The organism is Bradyrhizobium ontarionense (assembly GCF_021088345.1).
Taxonomy (GTDB): Bacteria; Pseudomonadota; Alphaproteobacteria; order Rhizobiales; family Xanthobacteraceae; genus Bradyrhizobium; species Bradyrhizobium ontarionense.
Map to the genome: position 1 here is coordinate 4,043,287 of NZ_CP088156.1, position 18,927 is coordinate 4,062,213.

At 60.3% G+C, this 18,927-nt stretch carries 16 protein-coding genes and 2 pseudogenes; 14 read left to right on the plus strand and 4 right to left on the minus strand.

The annotated features are described in order from the left end of the window. Window positions 1-248: 248 nt before the first annotated feature. A complete protein-coding gene (locus LQG66_RS17950) occupies window positions 249-3,146 on the plus strand; it encodes a TM0106 family RecB-like putative nuclease (RefSeq protein ID WP_231327507.1) in 2,898 nt (965 codons plus the stop codon). Window positions 3,147-3,479: 333 nt separating this feature from the next. Here LQG66_RS17950 and LQG66_RS17955 read toward each other — a convergent pair whose 3' ends face one another. Beyond that, the gene (locus tag LQG66_RS17955; RefSeq protein ID WP_231327508.1) at window positions 3,480-3,713 is read right to left on the minus strand and encodes a helix-turn-helix domain-containing protein; all 234 of its coding nucleotides are present in this window, start codon (window positions 3,711-3,713) and stop codon (window positions 3,480-3,482) included. A gap of 789 nt (window positions 3,714-4,502) precedes the next feature. Between LQG66_RS17955 and LQG66_RS17960 the strand changes: the two genes are divergently transcribed. Continuing rightward, window positions 4,503-5,684 (plus strand): tyrosine-type recombinase/integrase, encoded by a 1,182-nt coding sequence (locus LQG66_RS17960; RefSeq protein ID WP_231327509.1) that lies wholly within the window; start codon window positions 4,503-4,505, stop codon window positions 5,682-5,684. Window positions 5,685-6,103: 419 nt separating this feature from the next. Here LQG66_RS17960 and LQG66_RS17965 read toward each other — a convergent pair whose 3' ends face one another. Both LQG66_RS17965 and LQG66_RS17970 read right to left on the minus strand, forming a co-directional pair. Next, window positions 6,104-6,817, minus strand: a complete 714-nt coding sequence (locus LQG66_RS17965; protein WP_231327510.1) for a helix-turn-helix domain-containing protein — start codon at window positions 6,815-6,817, stop codon at window positions 6,104-6,106. A 459-nt stretch (window positions 6,818-7,276) separates the two neighbouring features. Continuing rightward, window positions 7,277-7,507, minus strand: a complete 231-nt coding sequence (locus LQG66_RS17970; protein ID WP_231327511.1) for a helix-turn-helix domain-containing protein — start codon at window positions 7,505-7,507, stop codon at window positions 7,277-7,279. 326 nt (window positions 7,508-7,833) lie between these two features. Here LQG66_RS17970 and LQG66_RS17975 point away from each other — a divergent pair, with 326 nt between their 5' ends. The 12 genes and pseudogenes from LQG66_RS17975 (at window position 7,834) to LQG66_RS18030 (ending at window position 18,046) form a co-directional block, all read left to right on the plus strand. Then, on the plus strand, window positions 7,834-8,235 hold the full coding sequence (locus LQG66_RS17975; protein ID WP_231327512.1) for a hypothetical protein: 402 nt from the start codon (window positions 7,834-7,836) through the stop codon (window positions 8,233-8,235). Between the two features lie 198 nt (window positions 8,236-8,433). Further along, window positions 8,434-8,592 (plus strand): annotated as a pseudogene (locus tag LQG66_RS37260) (helix-turn-helix domain-containing protein); the annotation flags it as partial. 9 nt (window positions 8,593-8,601) lie between these two features. Then, entirely contained in the window at window positions 8,602-9,075 is a 474-nt protein-coding gene (locus LQG66_RS17985; protein WP_231328098.1) for a TetR/AcrR family transcriptional regulator, read from the plus strand. Further along, window positions 9,072-11,759 carry a molybdopterin-dependent oxidoreductase gene (locus LQG66_RS17990; RefSeq protein ID WP_231327513.1) on the plus strand — a complete coding sequence of 896 codons (2,688 nt, stop codon included), beginning with the start codon at window positions 9,072-9,074 and terminating at the stop codon, window positions 11,757-11,759. The genes LQG66_RS17985 and LQG66_RS17990 overlap by 4 nt, the downstream gene beginning before the upstream one ends. After that, window positions 11,756-12,676, plus strand: coding sequence for an FAD binding domain-containing protein (locus tag LQG66_RS17995; protein WP_231327514.1), 921 nt, complete (start codon window positions 11,756-11,758; stop codon window positions 12,674-12,676). The genes LQG66_RS17990 and LQG66_RS17995 overlap by 4 nt, the downstream gene beginning before the upstream one ends. 873 nt (window positions 12,677-13,549) lie before the next feature. Continuing rightward, a complete protein-coding gene (tnpA, locus tag LQG66_RS18000; protein WP_231327515.1) occupies window positions 13,550-14,446 on the plus strand; it encodes an IS66 family insertion sequence element accessory protein TnpA in 897 nt (298 codons plus the stop codon). Next, on the plus strand, window positions 14,443-14,772 hold the full coding sequence (tnpB, locus tag LQG66_RS18005; protein ID WP_231327516.1) for an IS66 family insertion sequence element accessory protein TnpB: 330 nt from the start codon (window positions 14,443-14,445) through the stop codon (window positions 14,770-14,772). The genes tnpA (LQG66_RS18000) and tnpB (LQG66_RS18005) overlap by 4 nt, the downstream gene beginning before the upstream one ends. A 90-nt stretch (window positions 14,773-14,862) precedes the next feature. After that, a pseudogene (gene tnpC / locus LQG66_RS18010) lies at window positions 14,863-16,389 on the plus strand (IS66 family transposase). Between the two features lie 106 nt (window positions 16,390-16,495). Further along, window positions 16,496-17,044, plus strand: coding sequence for an IS66 family insertion sequence element accessory protein TnpA (tnpA, locus tag LQG66_RS18015; RefSeq protein ID WP_231327517.1), 549 nt, complete (start codon window positions 16,496-16,498; stop codon window positions 17,042-17,044). Next, on the plus strand, window positions 17,025-17,405 hold the full coding sequence (locus LQG66_RS18020) for a transposase (RefSeq protein WP_231327518.1): 381 nt from the start codon (window positions 17,025-17,027) through the stop codon (window positions 17,403-17,405). The genes tnpA (LQG66_RS18015) and LQG66_RS18020 overlap by 20 nt, the downstream gene beginning before the upstream one ends. Continuing rightward, entirely contained in the window at window positions 17,402-17,755 is a 354-nt protein-coding gene (gene tnpB, locus LQG66_RS18025; RefSeq protein ID WP_231327519.1) for an IS66 family insertion sequence element accessory protein TnpB, read from the plus strand. Before LQG66_RS18020 ends, tnpB (LQG66_RS18025) begins: the two co-directional genes overlap by 4 nt. Before the next feature lie 69 nt (window positions 17,756-17,824). Further along, window positions 17,825-18,046, plus strand: a complete 222-nt coding sequence (locus LQG66_RS18030; RefSeq protein ID WP_256460629.1) for a transposase — start codon at window positions 17,825-17,827, stop codon at window positions 18,044-18,046. A gap of 63 nt (window positions 18,047-18,109) precedes the next feature. Here LQG66_RS18030 and LQG66_RS18035 read toward each other — a convergent pair whose 3' ends face one another. After that, window positions 18,110-18,799: a ParB/RepB/Spo0J family partition protein gene (locus LQG66_RS18035; protein ID WP_345778950.1), complete on the minus strand. Its 690-nt coding sequence runs from the start codon at window positions 18,797-18,799 to the stop codon at window positions 18,110-18,112. Window positions 18,800-18,927 lie beyond the last annotated feature (128 nt).

Sequence of the window (18,927 nt, forward strand, 5' to 3'; positions counted from 1 at the left end):
TATCAACTGGCTATGAAGACTACTCTCGTCTTTCCCGATACAACCGCCCCAGAAACCTCCATGGGAGCGACGAAGCCAGACTGCCAGTTTCTCCCCACCATGGCCTTAGCCGGTGTTGCCAAAACGCTCGGTTCTTCTGAGCGAACTGGTCGAGTACGAGGTCTCGTTCCCAGCCCTCCCAGCAGACTTGCCCAACTTTCACGGCAGGCGTATGTTGTACGTACTTTCGGTGACAAAGGTTGGACGCGATGTCCTCCAGGATCACTGACGACACCATCGACGCACTGCAGCACTGCCGGTTGAAAGCCCACTTTCAACTGCGTGGTGAGCAAGGAGCCCCGTCGGAGTATGAGAAGCTGCTGATCGAGCAGCGGGCTCGCTTGTTGCCTAAGGCCATCGAAAGAGTTCGAAGCCACTGCGGCGAAACAGAACTACTCACCGACCTTCGAATCACATCTGCCGATCTACGGAAAGGTGCCGCATTCATCCTTGGCGCCTCCCAAGTAGATGACCGCTTCGCCGTCCACTTCGACGCTCTTCGCAAGATAGATAAACCGTCGGCCCTTGGTTCATTCCGGTATGAGCCAGTATTCTTCTGCGCAACATCGCGAGTCACCGCCTTCGATCGCCAACGGCTTGCAGCGCGTGCAGTTCTATTGGCAAGAGTTCAGGGCGCCTTCCCAAATGGGGGAACCGCTTACGTCGGACCCGGCTGCTCAAGGACGAGCATTCGGTTCGGATCGATGCTGGCCAAAGCGGAGGCCCTCCTCCGAGATGCCGAACGGCTGCAGCGTGCCGAAGACCCACCGAAGCTAATGTTGAACGATCATTGTCGCATTTGCGCGTTTCGCGACCGCTGCCACGATCAAGCCGTTCGTGAAGACAATTTGACTCTTTTGCGCGGCCTCGGGGAAAAGACCATCAAGCGGTGTGCCCGCAGCGGGATACTCACGCTCACGCAGTTGGCGCACACCTTCCGACCACGGCGCCGCGGTAAACGCGCCGACCTCCCTCTCACACAGCGAGATCATGCACTGCACGCACTCGCGATTCGTGACAAGACGATCTACGTTCTGGGCTCACCGGAAGTTAGAACGGCCGAGGTGCGCATCTTCATCGATATGGAAGGTGATCCGGATAGACAATTCATCTACCTGATTGGCTTAATTGTTTCCGAACGCGAGCGCGTTGAGCGGCACTCATTTTGGGCAGATAGCGAGAAGGCAGAAGACGAAATCTTTGCGCGTTTTTTGGAGGTCGTTTCCCGGTATAGCGCCCCCTGCCTTTACTCCTACGGACATTTCGAGCGAACGTTTTTCGAACGCATGAGACGCAAAGCTCGACGCAAGAAACCTATCGACACAGTTCTGTCGGCGCTCACCAACGTTCTTAAGATCATTTACCCGCACTTTTACTTCCCAACCTACTCGAACGGCCTAAAAGAGATCGGGGTTTACCTGGGCTGCCACTGGAGCGATCCCGATGCATCGGGCATCATGAGTATGGTCTGGCGCAGAAATTGGGAGATGACGGGTGACGCGTCATGGAAGTCGAGGCTGATCCAATATAATCTGGAAGACTGCGAATGGCTGCGCCGAGTTTGCGACTTTATTAGTCAGCCGCCACACTCCGAACTAGAACACCGGTCTGGCGGGGAATATCGGGTTAGGTCGGTTGCAGAGCTCGACAAGCTATCACGCACGACAAACTGGTCGAAGCTTGTAAATCCGGACTTTGAGTTCGTGAACAAGCGTGCTTACTTCGACTACCAGCAACGCCACGTATTCGTCCGAACAAAACACAAAAGCTTGCGCAAGCGGGGCTCGGGTGAAAAGCGACGGCGCTGGCAGAACCGAGACTTACGAGTTACGCATCGGATTCGAATTTCGGCCACCCGCTGCCCGCATTGCAAGAGCACGCGCATCACGTCGCTCTCTCCGAGGCAGCAGCCAAAGGGCCTACAAAGAAGAAGGAAGCGCGCAATCGATCTCGTCTTTTCACCGGGAGCAATTCGCCGGAAGGTGATCGAGTTCAAAACCGCAGCCTATCGCTGCGAGTGCTGTCAGCAGTGTTTCGTCCCAGAGCGCTACGATCGCTTGAAGCGGTACTTTCATGGCCTAATGTGCTGGTTTGCATATCAGCACATTACCCACAGGCTTGGGATCAAATCGCTGGCGGCACTATTTTACGAGACATTCGGTGTCCGGATAAATTTCTGGGAGTTCGCCGACTTCCGGCATCTTCTCGTTTGCAAGTACAGTGAAACCTACAACAGGCTTCTCAAGCAGATCCTCGATGGGCCGGTCTTGTACATCGACGAGACCGAGATCAAGCTGAAGGACGGCGAAGGCTACGTATGGGTACTCGCAAGCAACTCAGCGACGATATACATGTTCCGCCCCTCGCGCGAGGGTGGCTTCCTGCGGCAGATGCTTCGAGATTTCAGAGGCGTGCTGGTCTCCGACTTCTTTTCTGCCTACGACGGACTCCCCTGCCTGCAGCAGCGTTGCCTTATTCACCTGATGCGGGATTTGAACCGGGCCATTCTCGACAATCCATTCGACCAGGAGGTCCAATCCATCACAGCGCCATTCGGTGTCCTATTGAGATCAATTGTCACTACCATCGACCAGCACGGTCTCAAACAGCGTCATCTGCAGAAGCATACAAAGGCCGCAGATGAATTTTTTGGTGCAGTTGCGGAGCGAGTTTACGAATCGGAGGCATCCAAGGCCCTGCAGCAAAGACTCCTGCGAAACCGCGAACGCCTATTCACCTTCCTGCGCCATGATGACGTTTCCTGGAACAACAATTTGGCCGAGAATGCCATTAAGCACGTCAGCACCTACAGAGATAACGTTCGACGAAGCATTAAAGCAGCAGGTCTATCAGAGTATCTGGTCTTACTTAGTCTTTTTCAGTCGTGTCGAGTTATGGACATAAGCTTTCTGAAATTTCTGTTGTCGCAGGAGCGCGATATGGGCGCATTCGCGATGGGAAAGCGTCGGCGCCGGCGAGCAGCGCGGATCGAGATCTATCCAAAAGGTTATTTGCCTCCTTCGATCGTTTCTCTTCGGCGGGGAAAGACCAGGCCGGCCAGCAAGCCAGGCGCCGTTAGGAGCGATGGTGGAAGGGCCGAGAGCTAAGATCTGCAGAATCTGCAATCACATGGATTGACGTAACTGATGTCTGCAAAGAGACTGTCGAGGCACGCAATCATCTCTGAACTTGGTCGTGGTACGGACGAGGCATTCTATATGCCCAGGATAGGCGATCCTTTCGAACGCGGGCAGACGGCACAAGTCAGGATAGGGGTAAATCGTCGTGCCGCCGGCGAACCTACCGCGCTGCTCGATATTGCGATCCCCTTTCTCGTTCAAGCCAATACCCGGCCGTGCCGTGGTCAGGAAACGGCGTCCAATGGAACACTTACGCCGTGCTTTCGCATTCTCGGCGTTCGCGAGCTGTTGCAGAGATCGCTATTCCTTTTCTCTCTTCGACTGAGCGTCGGGCTTCAGTAAGTCGAGATAGTCCACATCAAGTGCGACCGATAGCTCGTAAATCGTGACGACGGTCGGGTTTCGCTGACCCTTCTCCAAACCGCTGATGTACTGTTGACTGAAGCCAGAGACTTCCGCCAGCCGCTCCTGAGTCATTTCTTTGCTTTTTCGGATCCGCAGAACGTTGCGGCCAACCAATCTACGCATGTCCATGGGCAGACGTCAGCCCATTGCGCGCTTGGTTTTTATCAACTATAATATGTATCCACTAAAGTATGTAACGCCTGATCGGCCTAAGAGGAGGTTTTGTGTCGCAACGTCGTTTCGCCGAACCAAATCCGCAGGGTCGTGCCGTGGCAGTGACTGCGATTGAACATGGCAACGTGGTCATTACAGTCGCAAGCTTAGCGTGCGAGCGCATCGTGTCCGCCGCCCCGGTCTGCGGCTTCATCACCACGATTATGGGTGGTCCACTTCGCGGCGAGACGCGGGAGAGCAGAACGTGGAGCGGGATGATTCGCAGTCACTCGGACGCTGTGTCTCGCGTCTCCGAGATCCTCGTGTCCGAGCAGGATGACGCCTCGCAAACAGACGATGAGCACCCGCGATAGAACCCGTAAACCCGACCCTTTTGCTTCCGATAGCGCGATGACACTTCCGAAAGACGCAAAAGCCTTCACTCTTACCTGATCCAGAGCCTAGACACGTCGGCCGGCGTTTTTCCGGCAGGTGCACAGGGCTTCGGAAAGGGTATCCGATCGATGCCAAGGCAGACGGCTCTCCCGTCATCACTAAAGCCGCGGCTCATTACTCGCGAGGCGGCAGCCGCCTACATCTGCGTTTCCGCCAACGTCTTCGATCAGATGGTGCGTGCAGGCACTATGCCAAGGCCCAAAATCCTCAGTGAGCGCCGGAAAGCATGGGACGTCCGAGAACTAGATACTGCCATTGATCTGCTGCCTTCGGATGGCAATGATCTTAGCCTTGACGAGACGTGGAGTGATGTCGATGCCTCGAAGATTGCCGCCATACGTTGAGCGCAATCACGTTAAGGGGCACACGTACCTGTCATTTCGACGCGGCAAGGGTGGGCGCATTCGCCTGCCAGATGACCCGAACAGCCCTGAGTTCATGTCGGCCTACCAAAGCGCCCTTTTCGGTCAGGTGACATCATCGAGACCCGAACTTCGCTCTCCCGTCCAGGGCACAATTTCTGCGCTGATCGCCTCTTACATGCGAAGCTCGGAATACATCGGTCTCCGAAAGACCAGCAAGGAGGGGTACGGCAGGCGCCTCGAGGCCCTCAGAATCGACCACGGGCATCGGACAGTCGCTGGACTTTCTCGCGAGCGCATCATCACCGGCATTCTTCAGCCGTTCGCCGACCGGCCCGGCGCGGCTCTCGATACTCTCAAGAAACTTCGCATTCTGATCCGTCACGCGATCAACATCGGATGGATCAAGCACGACCCATCGATAGGAATAAAGCGACCCAAGCTTCAGCGTATCAGATCTTGGACCGAGGATGAGATCGAGCTTTTCCGCAAGAAGTGGGCTTTGGAGACCAAACAGCGGCTGGCGTTCGAACTGTTCTTGAACACGGGCCAACGACGATCGGACGTGGTCCGCATGGCGTGGTCCCACATCACGCCCGAAAACAGAATCGCCGTCGCGCAGCAGAAGACAGGACGACGATTGTTGATTCCGCTCCACCGTGACCTGCTTTCGGCCTTGTCCGTCGCAAAGCGTGACCACGTTTCGATCATCACGACCGCTTACGGCCAGTCCTTCAGCGTTGATGGCTTTAGCCAATGGATGCGCGATGCCATTACTGACGCGGGCCTGCCGCTTGGTTGTCAGCCACACGGCCTGCGCAAGGCGACCGGTCGCCGCCTGGCCGAGGCTGGCGCGACGGCAAAGATGATCATGTCCGTCCTTGGCCACACCACTCTTGCAGAGGCTGAACGATACACTGAGGAGGCTGATCAGGCGAGCCTTGCGGTCGATGCTCTGGCGCGCCTTGAAGGACACAAGGCGAACGACTTTCCCCAAACGCAATCTGCCGGTTTGGGAAAACCGACCAAAAAGCCAATAAAATCAGCGGGGGTAAGGCAGAACTGGCGCTCCCTAGGGAAGAGTGAAAAAGCCAACAATTCAAGGCGTTTGCCAATTTTCCAGCCATGAGTTCCGCCACTGAGCCACAACGACTATTTTGGCGAATGGCAAACAGATTCGCTCGGCGATCTCACCCGGTTTGCCGCAACTCCGGCCCAGGCGCAGGCAGCCTGCGACGCAGCGGATCTCAGCAGACTGCTGTGCCCTCAGCCCTCCTGTCGGATCCATGGCTCTTGAGCCCTTCCGGCGCCTCTGGAGGCTTCAACGGAGTTTGGCGACCAGATACACCCGCCGAAGCCGCTCCAGTCTCCTAGGCCCGCGCTACGGCCTTAGGGATATGGTCAAGAGCATTGAGGCGAGACGCCAAGTCGGATGAAATTTCGTTTGAGACTCGACGGCCTCGCCCCGCGCTCTGCCTGGCGTGGATCATCTGCCGACCCCGCACCGGTCAGAACCGGTCAGGAGGCTCTGGAGCCCGACAGCCGCGATCACCTCTTACCCCGACGGCCACCCAGCACATGCAGGTATCGATTCCGGAGCTCAATGATCGCCGACCGATCGAGCTCACCCCGTCTGAAGCGTTGGCGCAGCTCAGCCCGTTCTTGATCCGGAAGCGCGGCTACCAATTCCCAACCTTCAGCGACGTCGTCGAAAAGCCCCACGATCGCCGGATCCAGCCGAGCCTCGTCGTCCTGGAGCTGGTTAAGCCGATCTTGCGTCACGCCGATGGCGTTCGACCAACCATCAGGTGCATAGGCCGCTGGTGGAGAGGGTCTGTTTTTATCTAGTTCTTTATAGGCAGGTCCCTTAGGGCCCCGCGGCGAGTCTTTATACGCAGGTCCCTTTTGGACCCGCGGAGCCGCAGGTCCCTTTCGACCCCGCGGACGCAACGACTTATCCACAGGCACAGGCACGTCATGGACGACATAGTCGAGCTCGCCGAACCGGTGTCCGTCGACGAATCTTTGCGCTTCGCGGGCGACATAGCCGGCGGCGATTAACTCTCGAAAGATGCGCTGCAGCTTCTTGCGGCCAACAACCAGGGTCCGCCCGACGTGATCCAGGCGGACGTGCCATTTGTGGGGACGCGACAGCAGATAGCCGAGCACGCCCTTCGCCTCGACAGATAGGCGGGGATCCGCGAAGACAGCGTTCGGGACGATGGTGAATTGCGCTCTGTGCTCGCGACGGACGATCGTCACTGGCGGCCGACCATCCAGGGGTGTCCGTCCAGATCCTTGCAAGCTTCAGCCAGCCGGGGGCACCCCACTCTCCCTGCAGGATGACGCGCGAGGCTCACATGAGTATTCGCCTCGTTCAGGAGTTTGCCGGATCTCGCATTCGCCGTTCTGCGCAACTCACTCCTGCATTGGCCGCACGGCAACATAGGCCATTGTGCCATAGCCATTGCGGGCTGGTATATCGCCGAATCTTCGCTGTGCTACGCCACTATGCGTTCGGGATGTCCACGTCCAACCGAGGGATATGAACAGCATCAGCCAGATTGAAGGTAGCCGGAACGAGGCCGGTGCGTAGAAGGTGAGCGGGCAGACCAACAGCCGCGTCGGTGGCCGGCCGAGCTTCAAACTACGGCGCGCGTACTGCTCGGAGAGGGATCGACTTACTGCCTTGCCGGCTCGCCAATCGCAATTCCAAAGCGTTCAGCATGGCGGCTTCAGCAGATCAGAGGGCTCAACGCCCAGCGCTACAGCCAGCGCTTGGACGTTATCGAGTGTGAGATTGATCACCCCTGCCTCAATTTCGCTGATGTGCGGCTGGTCGAGCTCGGTGAGCTCGGCCAAGCGTTCTTGGCTAAACCGTTTTGCTTTGCGAAGCCGCCTAACATTCTCCCCGAGAACGCTGCGCGCCGCCTTTGGGTCCGACCAGTTCATCTGGACGGTAGGACCAAAGCAGGGCTGGAAATTCTATAGGTTATAACCTATAATACGAAAATACCGCCACCTCCTTTTAGAGTTGTCGGGCGGATTCCGAATTGGGGGTATGCCCCTGGAGTTCGGAGACAGAGCGATGATGCAGAGGCGCGAAACTCAAAAAGTCAGCCTCTCGAGGAGACCGAGGGCCGGCACAACGGCCCTGCAACAACAGGCAACACCAGCGCGGGCGAATCTTAATCACCATCGGAATCGCACGGCCACGCGGCTAGGGGCAATACACGGCTGTGAGGCGGTGCGCCGCCCGCGGCTTTCTCGGAGCTCAAATGGACACGCGAATATCGTTTAACAATCTTGATTCTGTGACGTCGTCGGACCAAGACGCTGGTCTCACGGCTCTTGAGCAACAGCTTATTGCGCTGGCGGCAGAACTCGATCGCAGCGTTTCCGACCTATCGGAGCGAGCTGACGAGTACGTTACGGCCCATGACGAGGCGTTGCTGGCCCGCCTTGATCCCATCGAACGGGCGATCATGGAAACGCCTGCCAACACTTTGAAAGGCCTGAGCATAAAGGCGCGCCATTTGGCCTACGTGCTGTCGGAGTATTGGGAAGCTCCGATTGATCAAATCGAGTGGCAGGGGCGAGCGATACGTCTCCTCATAGAGGCGATCTGCAAAATGGCGCACGCGCCTGTGCACATTAGGCAGCCTAATTCGGGCAAATAGAGCCGCTCTGCCCTCGCCTTTGAGATCCGGAGGTCGATGCTGCCGGCGGACCGCGGCTACGAGCCGATTGGATGAGGCCAGCCAACGGAAATTCGGCGATGTCCCCGCCCGCGCGGAAGCGACTTTGACTCTTGCCCGAAGAACACTGTCATCAATCCGTGATTTGACAGTTCGTTCGTATTTGTCAAATCTGACAAAATGCAGGCCAAGGCCCCTCCCCAGGACCGGATCCTCGACGCCGCCATGCGCGTGTTCCGGCGCCACGGCTTCCGCCGGTCCTCGATCGAGCAGGCGGCTGAGGAAGCTGGACTGACGCGGCAGGCGCTCTATCATCACTTCGCCTCCAAGGAGGCGCTGTTTCGCGCAGTGATCGAGCGGCTCTACGAGCAAGGGCTCGCTGCCGAAATCGCGGCGGCGAAGGCGGCAGAGGAAGCGGGCTTCGAGCTTGCCGACATCCTCGTTGCCGAGATCGGTGCGCGAATGCAGTCGATGCTCGCTTCGCTCAACGACTCGCCTCATACCGAGGAGCTGTTTTCCGAGCACCTCGCGCAGGCGCGCGACCTCTATCAGAGCTATTCCATCCGTTTCGCCGACGAAATTGCAACCACGATCGCGCGGGTGTGCCGCAAGCGAAAGCTCACGCTTGAAAGCGGTGTCAGCGTGCGGGAGCTCGCGCGCTGCGTCGAGATGGCGATTCACGGCACAAAATCGGCTTTCCCTTCCATGCAGCCGGTCGACGCGTTCCTGAAACAGCTTCAGACCATGCTGCGCATGCTGATTGCCGGCGCGATGGCGCCGTCCGCAAAGAAGTCCCTACGCAAAACGGGAGTTCGGAAATGACCACCACGACTATCAATGGACGGCCTCTGGTGCTGCCCGATGATCCGGATGCGCTCTTGATCGACGTGATCCGCGATGGCGGCCTCACGGGCACCAAACTCGTCTGCGGCTCCGGCGTCTGCGGCGCCTGCACCGTGCTGCTCGACGGCACGCCCGTCGTGAGCTGCCTTTTGCCGGCGCAGGCGGCCGCCGACAAATCGCTGACGACCATCGAGGGCGTCGGAGCAGCCGGGTTGCATCCGGTGCAGAAGGCTTTCATGGCGCACGACGCCCTACAATGCGGCTTCTGCACGCCCGGCTTTGTCGTCGAAGCCACCGCGTTCCACGATAGCTGGCGCGCGACCAAGGGCACGGCGACACCCTCGCGCGAGGAGATCGCCGCCGCGCTATCGGGACATCTCTGCCGCTGCGGCGCCTATGAAGGCATCTATCGCGCCGTCACCGAAGCATGCTCGGGCCGCTTCGACGGCATCGATCCCATCGCGCCGCGACTGGAAGCCCGCGACAAGGTGACGGGGCTGGCCCGCTACACCGTCGACATCCACCATGACGGTCAGCTCGAAGGCGTCATCCTGCGCGCGCACATCGCGCATGCGAGGATCACCGGGCTTGATCTGGCGCCGGCGCGCGCCATTACCGGCGTTGCCGCGGTCGTTCCGCTACTCGACGACGACAATATGGTCCGCTTCGTGGGCGCCCCGATTGCAGCCGTCGCGGCCAAGGATCGCCGCACCGCACTGAAGGCGATCGCCGCGATCAGCTTCAAGGCATCGCCTCTACCCGCCGTGATCGGGCTCGATGCAGCGCGACGCGACGATGCGCCAGTCGTGTTCGAAAAGAAGGATCGCAAGCGTGCCGGCAACGTGTCCGAGGGCGCCGGCGGCGCTCCGGTGTCGTGGAAGGGAAATGTGCGCGGACCTTCGGCGCCGTTCTCGCAAAAAGCTAAGCAGGCCAAGAGCTGGCTTGACGAGGCGCGCCAGCAACGCAATCCGCTGCTGGTCGAGGAGACCTTCCGCGTCTCGACGCAACAGCACGCAAGCCTCGAACCACATGCCGCCGTGGCCAGGTTCGATGGCGATCAGCTCACCGTGCACATCTCGACGCAGGCCATTCACGAAAGCATGGAGAAGATCGCCAAGCGTTTCCGCCTTCCGCACGACAAGGTGCGTGTCATCGCCGATCATGTCGGTGGCGGGTTCGGCTCCAAGGGCAGCGTTGGGCTGGAGACCATCGCCGCGATCGAGCTTGCGCGCGCGGTGAAGGCGCCGGTGCGTGTCGCCTTCGATCGTGAGGAGGAACTTTCCGTCACGGGCTATCGTCCGGCCGCCGAGCTGAAGCTGTCGTTGCTGCCTTCGGCAGAAGGCCGCCTCAAGGCGCTGTCGCTGACCGCCCATGCCGATACCGGCGCCGCCGTGAATTCGCTGATCGCCGGTCTGGCCCGGCTGATCTATCCGGCCGAAGCAAAAGAGCTCGTTGACTTCGACGTGCTCAGCAATTTGCCGCCCGGCGCGCCGTTCCGCGGCCCCGGCGGTCCGCCGATGGCGTTTGCGTTGGAGCAGGCGGTGGACGAAGCGGCGCTGCGCATGAAGATCGATCCGATTCACCTGCGCAAGCTTTGGGATCCCGATCCCAACCGTCAGCGCCTGTACGACTGGGCTGCCGGCCTCGACGTCTGGAAGAGCCGTAAGGCGGCCACATCGCAGATAGGCCGCTTCAGGCGCGGGGTCGGCGTCGCCACCGGCTACTGGCTCTATCTCTGGCAGACCGGCTCCTCGGTCGAACTCGCGGTTGAGGGGGGCCGTATCGTGGCAAGCTGCGCGGTGCAGGATATCGGCACGGGCACGCGCAGCGTGATCGCGAACACCGTCGCCAAGGCGTTCGATCTCGAGCCGCGGGATGTGGAAGTTCGCATCGGCCGCTCCAACCTGCCGCCCGGACCAGGCTCCGGCGGCAGTCGTGTCACCGCCTCGGTGGTGCCGCCGACGTTGCTTGCCATCGAAAAGCTGAAAGCGGAAATCAAGCGCACCGCTTCTCGAACACCCGCTCCGGGCTCGAACGCGCCGTGGCGCGAAATGATCGCGACTTCTCCCGATATCGCTGTGTCGGCGAGACGCCAGGAGGACGGCAAGCCGCCGCCCGGCGTCCGGCCCGCGCTGCACGAGGCAGGAATCATGGGCCGGGTGTTCGGTTGGGTGCTGCGTCTGATGAACCACATGGTGGTCGGCGCCGGCGTACCGAGCTCGGTGCAGGTGATGGAGGTCGAGGTCGATACATGGCTTGGGCACGTGCGCGTGCTCAACGCCTATACGGGCTTCGCAGTCGGCAAGCTCGCCGCCCCGATGCTGGCGCGAAGCCAGGCAGCAGGCGCGGTGATCCAGGGCATCGGCTACGCACTCTATGAGACGCGGGAGACCGATCCTTTGAGCGGCCACATCCTGAGCGGCAGCATGGAGGATTACCGCATTCCGGGGATTGCCGACATGCCGAAACTGGAGGTGCATTTCGACGAAGCCGGTTTCGAGCACGTGCCGGGCGGCAGCGTCGGCATCGGCGAAGTCGCTACTGTGCCGACCTCACCCGCAATCGCCAACGCCATCCGCGATGCGATCGGCGTGAGACTGACCGAAATTCCGTTCCGGCCGGATCGTCTGGTCGCCGCGCTGAAGGGGAGGGATGCAGCATGAGTGCCGCCGTCATCACCACCAACCCCACGCCTGAATTCCGCGCTGGAGGTACCGACTTTAGCGAACGCCGTCGCAGCGGCGTGTCGCAGGGAATGCCGATCGATATCTCAAATACCGGCGACAAGACGATCACCTGGGACGCCGACGGTGCCGTTCAGATCGGCGCGCTGTCCACCATCGACACGATCGCGACCGACGCACGTATCGCCGCCGCTTATCCCGGTATTGCGGCGAGCGCACAAGGGCTCGCCACGCCACAGGTACGCCATGTTGCAACGCTCGGCGGCAATCTCGCGCAACGTTCACGCTGCTGGTATTTCCGCCGTGCCGACATCAATTGCCTGAAGAAAAGTGGCAGCACCTGTCCTGCCCGGACTGGCAATCATCTCTATGGCGTTGCCTTCGATCTCGGAGACTGCGTCGCGCCGCATCCCTCAACCATGGCAGCGGCTCTGCTGGCTTATGATGCGAAAATCGCCACGGACCGGCGTAGCGGATTGACGATCGCCGGCCTGCTCGGTGACGGCTCCGTCTCGCACGCCGATCATACACTCGCAGCGGGCGAGATGATCAAGAGCATTGCGCTTCCTGCTCCGCTCGAGGGCGAGCGCGCTTCCTACAAACGGGCGATCAGCCGGACCTATGCGGAATGGCCGCTGGTGGAACTCTGCGCCCGCGTTGTGATCGCCAACGGCAAGTTCCAGCTCGTGCGTCTCGCTGCAGGCGGCGTCGCGCCCGTGCCGCTTCGCCTCACCGCGGTAGAAGTCCAGCTCATTGGCAAGATTGCTAGTGCGGAATCGATCGCAGAAGCGGCGAAAGCGGCAAGCTCGGGTGCCAAACCATTGCCGATGACGGTCTACAAGCTCGATCTTATGCAAGGGCTGGTGCGCGACGTGCTGGAGCGGCTCTCGGACTAATCGGTGGCGCATGTGGAGGAGACGTCGACACCGATCTTGCTAATGGCCGGGAACCGGTCGGCGTCGTCGCCGGGCGCGCTCCGTTGCCCATCGTGTTGGCCGGCAGCCACGAAGCCACAATGGCCAACGCCGGGAGCGACGAACTGCAAGCGGTGAGCTTGCATTGATTCGCGCCCTTGTTGGATTACCGCGAGATGGGGTGCATCTGATCAAGCTCTTGCCGTCCTGCGCCGACATGTCCCAATAGAATTGTTATCTCGCCTGATTTCCGTAAGAGCCACGTCCGCAATGGGGTTGGAAGCGGATATCCGCTGGTGTGGCCGCAAACGTCGGCTTTAGGTTCATCGCGTCACCTCGAATTGGCTTGGATAACTTCTGTTCTCCATCGGTAAGCTGACCTACTGGGCGGCTTCGCATTTTGACCAGTCCAGCCCCGCTCACAGGAAGCTATCAGCACCTGCACGGCAAGGGGCTGGGCAGCTGAGACCTGGTCAATGCCGGTTAATTCGCTTCGCCAGCTGCGCTGAAGGCGCGCGCCTTGGCTGGACCCCGGTGGTGGCCCTGCAGCGTCCTTTCATGCGCGCACGGCTAGGTATGTCCCAACTCTACGATCCAGTTCGCTAAGCTGCGATTAGTGCCATTCGGGACGTTGATCTCTAAGCTCTTTCTTCTTCTAGCAACACTGTACGTGTTGGAGCAGTGCCATTCTGTGATAAGTGAGTACAAAGACTTACGACCGCCGATTCTACGCCACGGAGAGGCGTTTTTATCTTGCCATCGAACGTCGGCAAGTAACCGTCCGGTCTCTGCACACCTTCCCCCTCGTGTGTTGTCGTTCCATTTCGGGTTCTCTGCTGCTGTGGAGAATCTCCGGTGGGATCCAAACATTTCGAGAACAAAGCGCGACGCGAATGGTGGTCGCTGCACATCGAAGCATGGCGTCGGAGCGGTCTCGGGATCCGCAAATACTGCCAGCAACAACGTCCGACCGAGAACACTCTGCGGCGTTGGCTGAAGCGGCTGGCCGGCAATGAGACTGCACTTAAGCTCGAGAAATATCAGACGGAATTGCGCCGCGAGCGCGCTCGGGAAGAGCGAGAAAAGGCGCTCCGAAAGCAGAAGCAGCGCAGGTTCACGGTCACCTCGGATGTGCGCAATCGGGCGTCTCAGGCGTTCTGGGCGATGCATGTCGAGGCGCTGAACTGGAGCGGGATGGAGCTCCGCGCCTATGCCGCGGCGATGCAGCTGTCGCCGCATTCGCTGCGCAAATGGCGCGACCGACTGGCCGCCGGCGAGGTGACGATCGACTGGCGCGCCCATCTTCACCCCTCCGCCCGACCGGCCGTTAGCACTAGTGCTAGGAACTCACAGCCCGAACGCCGCTTGACAGCCGCCGAAATCGGCGATCCGGCGGCGCCGCCGGCACCGGTTCGGCGCTTCTTCAGCGACGAGGAAAAGCTCGCGATCGCCAAGGAAACCGAGCTACCAGGCGCCAAGGTCTCTGCCGTCGCGCGCAAGCACGGCATCGTCACCGGGCTGCTGTTCCGCTGGCGCGCGCAGTTCGGCATCGCGCAAAAGAAGCGCTCCAAGCTCGCCCGTGTCGTGTTGCCCGACGACATGCCCGCAGCGCGCGCCCTGCGCGATCTCGTGCGTCCACCGGAGGGCATAGTTGCCGTCGACCTCGTCGATGGACGGCGTGTCTTCGCTCCCGCCGGCAGCGATCCGGACGCCGTTCGAGCGCAGATCGAGAGCAAAGAGGCCGCACAATGATGTTCGTTCCTGCAGGCGTGAAAGTGCACCTGGCGCTCGGCTACACCGACATGTGCAAGGGCATGGATGGGCTTGCAATGCTCCAGGAGACGCTGAAGAAAGACCCGTTCTCCGGTCATCTGTTTGCCTTCCGCGGCAAGAAGGCATCGATACTGAAGGTCCTGTTCTGGGACGGAAACGGGCTTTGTCTGTTCACGAAACGCATCGACCAGGGTGGCTTCGTGTGGCCAGTGAGGGCGGGCTATGACGGCTCGATCACACTCACACCAGCTCAACTCGCGATGCTGATTGAAGGCATCGACTGGCGTGCGCCAGAGCGTGTCTAGAAGCCTGCAATTGCAGGGTGATCTGCAAAATGTAGTGCTGAACTGAGTTGCGATTCTTCTACGAATCAGCATGTTCGAGTACCATCGGACATGCAGCTCGATCTCACCGATCTCCCATCCGATCCTGAGCTTCTGCAGCGCCTGGTGCGCGACATTGCCGCCGCGATCGACCATCGCGACACCGAGATCGAGCGGCTCAAATCCATCATCAAACAGCTGCAGCGAATGAAGTTCGGCCGCAGCTCCGAACGCATCGACCCTGACCAGTTTGCACTCGGTCTGGAGGATCTCGACAGCGACATTGGCCGCATAGAGGAAGCGCAACCGAAGATCACTCCGGAAGCCAAATCTCCGCCGCGACGTCGTGCGCTGCCCAATCATCTGCCGCGGGAAGACGTTCTGCTCGATGTGGAGAGTCGGATCTGCGGCTGCTGCGGCGGTGCTCTTCATCTGATTGGCGAGAGCGTCAGCGAGATGCTGGATTGGATCCCGGCGCAGCTTCGCGTCGTGCGTACCACGCGTCCCAAATACGCATGCCGTGCCTGCAACACGGTGACGCAAGTCGGTGCGCCGGAACGGCTGATCGTTGGCGGGTTGGCGACGCCCGCGCTGCTCGCGCACGTGTTGATCAGCAAGTACTGCGATCACCTTCCGCTCTATCGGCAATCGCAGATCTTCGACCGTCATGGCGTCGATCTCTGCCGCTCGACGCTCGCGGACTGGGTTGGCGGCGCGTGCTGGTGGCTCGAGGCCTTGCACGAACGGTTGTGCAAGAACGTGTTCGCCTCCAACCATCTTTTTGCCGATGACACGCCGATCCCGGTGCTTGATCCTGGCCGCGGACGAACCAAGACGGGACGGCTCTGGGTGTACGCGCGCGAGCAACGGCCCTCGAGCGGCCCCGAACCTCCGGCTGCCATCTACCTGTTCGCTCCGGATCGCAAGGCTGAGCGACCGGTCGCACATCTTGCCGCCTTCAAGGGCATCCTGCATGTCGACAGATACGCCGGCTTCGAGCAGCTGGCCGACAAAGAGGGCATCACGCTCGCAGCTTGTTAGAGCCACTCGCGACGCAAGTTCTACGATGTGGCCGAAGCCACGGCGTCCCCCGTGGCAACAGAAGCCCTGCGCCGGATCGGCGAGCTCTATGCCATCGAGGCGCGCATCCGCGGCCAGTCGCCGGCCACCCGACTTGCCGAACGCAGGACGTTCTCCAAGCCGATCGTCGACGCGCTGAATGTCTGGTTCGATGCCCAGCTCCGCCTGGTCTCCGGCCGCAGCAAGCTCGCTGAAGCGATCCGCTATGCGCTCTCGCGCTGGCACGGACTTACACGCTTCCTGAACGACGGCCGGATTGAGCTCGAAACCAATCCGGTCGAACGGGCGATCCGTCCTGTCACGCTCGGTCGCAAGAACCACCTGTTCGCCGGCAGCGACGGTGGCGGACATCGTTGGGCGGTCATTAACTCGCTGATCACGACGTGCAAGCTGAATGACGTCGAGCCCTACGGCTACCTGCGAGACGTACTGCAGCGGATGATCGATGGACATCCCGCCAACCGTCTCGACGAATTGCTGCCGTGGAGCTGGAAGCTGACTGATCATGTCAAGCCCTGAGGCTTGTGCGGCGGCCGGACGCTTACAACCGTCCGGTCTCTGCACACCTTCCTCCTCCTATGTTGTCACTCCATTTCGAGTTCTCTGCTGCTGTGGAGAATCTCCGGTGGGATCCGGACATTTCGAAAACAAAGCGCGACGCGAATGGTGGTCGCTGCACATCGGGGCATGGCGTCGAAGCGGTCTCGGGATCCGCAAATACTGCCAGCAACAACGCCTGACCGAGAACACTCTGCGGCGTTGGCTGAAGCGGTTGGCCGGCAACGAGACTGCGCTTAAGCTTGAGAAATATCAGACGGAATTGCGCCGCGAGCGCGCCCGGGAAGAGCGAGAAAAGGCGCTCCGAAAGCAGAAGCAGCGCAGGTTCACCGTCACCTCGGATGTGCGCAATCAGGCGTCTCAGGCGTTCTGGGCGATGCATGTCGAGGCGCTGAACGGGAGCGGAATGGGTCTCCGCGCCTATGCTGCCGCGATGCAGCTGTCGCCGCACTCGCTGCGCAAATGGCGTGACCGACTGGACGTTGGTGAGGTCACGATCGACTGGCGCGCCCATCTTCATCCCTCCGCCCGGCCCGCCGTTAGCACTGTCGTAAGCAGCGCTACTAAGGAGCCCAACTGCGAAACGAGCTTGACAGATGAGCCACTTGACAGATGAGCCACGTGATGGGCGCGCGAACCGGCGCCGGTTCACGGATGAGGAAAAGCTAGCGATCGTGCGTGAGTCCGACGTTCCGGGTACGTCCGCCGCTGAGCTCTGCCGGCTCCACGGCATCGTCACGAGCATGTTGTTCCGTTGGCGCGTCCAGTTCGGCTTCGGCAAGCGCTCGAAGGCAATTTTTGCAGCGGTGACGCTTGCCGGAGCATCCTCCGACCAGCTCGTATTGAACGATCTCTTGCAAGCGCCCGACGGCATGATGACCGTTGAACTGTCGGATGGGCGTAGCGTCTTTGCGCCCTCGGGCACTGATCCTGAGGTTGTCCGAGCGCATGTCGAGAACAAGGAGACTGCACCATGATGATCGTTCCCGCAGGAGTGAAAGTACATCTGGCGCTCGGCTACACCGACATGCGGAAGGGCATGGACGGGCTCACAATGCTGGTCCAAGACACGTTGAAAACGGACCCGTTCTCGGGCCATCTCTTTGCCTTCCGCGGCAAGCAGGCATCGATGTTGAAAATCCGCTTTTGGGACGGCAACGGGCTCTGCCTGTTCACTAAACGAATTGACCGAGGTGGCTTCGTATGGCCGCGCGTCAGCGATGCGGAAGGCACCGTGACGCTCTCTCTTGCGCAGCTCGCGATGCTGATCGAAGGCATCGACTGGCGCGCGCCAGAGCGTGTCTGGAAGCCGGCGATTGCAGGATGATCTGCAAAACCTAGTGCGGAATTGGTTTGTGATTCTTCTACGAATCAGCGTGTTCGAGTACCGTCGGACATGCAGCTGTTGCGCGACATTGCGGCCGCCATCGATCACCGCGAAACTGAGATCGAGCGCCTCAAGTCCATCATCAAACAGCTGCAGCGAATGCAGTTCGACCGCAGCTCCGAACGCATCGACCCCGACCAGTTTGTACTCGGTCTGGAGGACCTACGCACGCAAAATGAGCACAAGCAGCGGGTTTGTGCCGTTCGCCGGCTCAGGCGGTGGATTCGATAAAGCTGATACCCGGCGTGCGCCTCAACAACGGCGGTCGGGGTCGACGCTGGAGCTTTTTGGTCTTCAGCAGGCGGCATTGGGAATCATTGAGATGTTCAGCGCCAGGCTTTGCCAGACTTCCTCCCGCCGTGCGTGGTCGTCGGTGATGCCGAAGGCGGTGAGCTGATCGAGATTCATCTCCTCGCCCCGGTAGAGCGTGAGCAGGGCGGGACTGACGGCTCCAAGCTTCAGCCGCTGTCTGACGACAGCGGCGGTGACGCCGAAACGCGCCGCGATATCCTCGGCGCTCATGCCTTGTTCGTTATGCAGCTCGGCGAAGGCCTCGAACTCGTCGGCGGGATGCATACTGGCGCGAACGGCGTTCTCGGCGAGGCTGATCTCGGTGGCGTTGTGGGTGATGTCCAAGATGCAGGGGATCGGCTCGTCCTTCTTGATCTTCTTGCGCTTGGCGCGAAGCAGTTGGGCAAGCCGCCTCCCCTCACCGGCATTGACGAGGTAAGCGCCGGTTGGCTTGCCCTTCGCATCGGTCTCTGGCTCGACGATGGGATATTGGAGCATGCCGAGCGCGGCGATGCTGGCGGCCAGCGCGTCGATCTCGCTGAGTGAATGCGGCATCTTGCGCACATTCTTCGGCGAGTTCTTCAGTTTCGCCAGCGGCACCATGATGAGGTTGCTGCCGGTGGCCGGAATGTTCTGTCTGCTGCTCATGATTTTCTCCTTGGTTCGGGGTTCTGCGCGGCAAAGAGCCGCCATGAACCCCTGCCTCGCGGCGAGCAGCGGATGTGCAAGGCGCAAGAGACAGGGAGGTTGCGCAGCAACGTTTTTGGGGGCCGCGCGGCAGCGCGAGGGAGCCAAAATCCGCGAGGCCTGCCCTTGCGCCG

Excerpts from the sequence above, each read along its gene's own strand:
- LQG66_RS17955 (WP_231327508.1), bottom strand. The coding sequence starts at position 3,713 with ATGGACATGCGTAGATTGGTTGGCCGCAACGTTCTGCGGATCCGAAAA.
- LQG66_RS17970 (WP_231327511.1), bottom strand. The coding sequence starts at position 7,507 with ATGAACTGGTCGGACCCAAAGGCGGCGCGCAGCGTTCTCGGGGAGAAT.
- LQG66_RS18035 (WP_345778950.1), bottom strand. The coding sequence starts at position 18,799 with ATGGCGGCTCTTTGCCGCGCAGAACCCCGAACCAAGGAGAAAATCATG.
- LQG66_RS17990 (WP_231327513.1), top strand. The coding sequence starts at position 9,072 with ATGACCACCACGACTATCAATGGACGGCCTCTGGTGCTGCCCGATGAT.
- LQG66_RS18020 (WP_231327518.1), top strand. The coding sequence starts at position 17,025 with ATGAGCCACTTGACAGATGAGCCACGTGATGGGCGCGCGAACCGGCGC.
- LQG66_RS17995 (WP_231327514.1), top strand. The coding sequence starts at position 11,756 with ATGAGTGCCGCCGTCATCACCACCAACCCCACGCCTGAATTCCGCGCT.
- LQG66_RS17975 (WP_231327512.1), top strand. The coding sequence starts at position 7,834 with ATGGACACGCGAATATCGTTTAACAATCTTGATTCTGTGACGTCGTCG.
- LQG66_RS18030 (WP_256460629.1), top strand. The coding sequence starts at position 17,825 with ATGCAGCTGTTGCGCGACATTGCGGCCGCCATCGATCACCGCGAAACT.
- LQG66_RS17960 (WP_231327509.1), top strand. The coding sequence starts at position 4,503 with ATGTCGATGCCTCGAAGATTGCCGCCATACGTTGAGCGCAATCACGTT.
- tnpB (WP_231327516.1), top strand. The coding sequence starts at position 14,443 with ATGATGTTCGTTCCTGCAGGCGTGAAAGTGCACCTGGCGCTCGGCTAC.
- LQG66_RS17950 (WP_231327507.1), top strand. The coding sequence starts at position 249 with ATGTCCTCCAGGATCACTGACGACACCATCGACGCACTGCAGCACTGC.
- tnpB (WP_231327519.1), top strand. The coding sequence starts at position 17,402 with ATGATGATCGTTCCCGCAGGAGTGAAAGTACATCTGGCGCTCGGCTAC.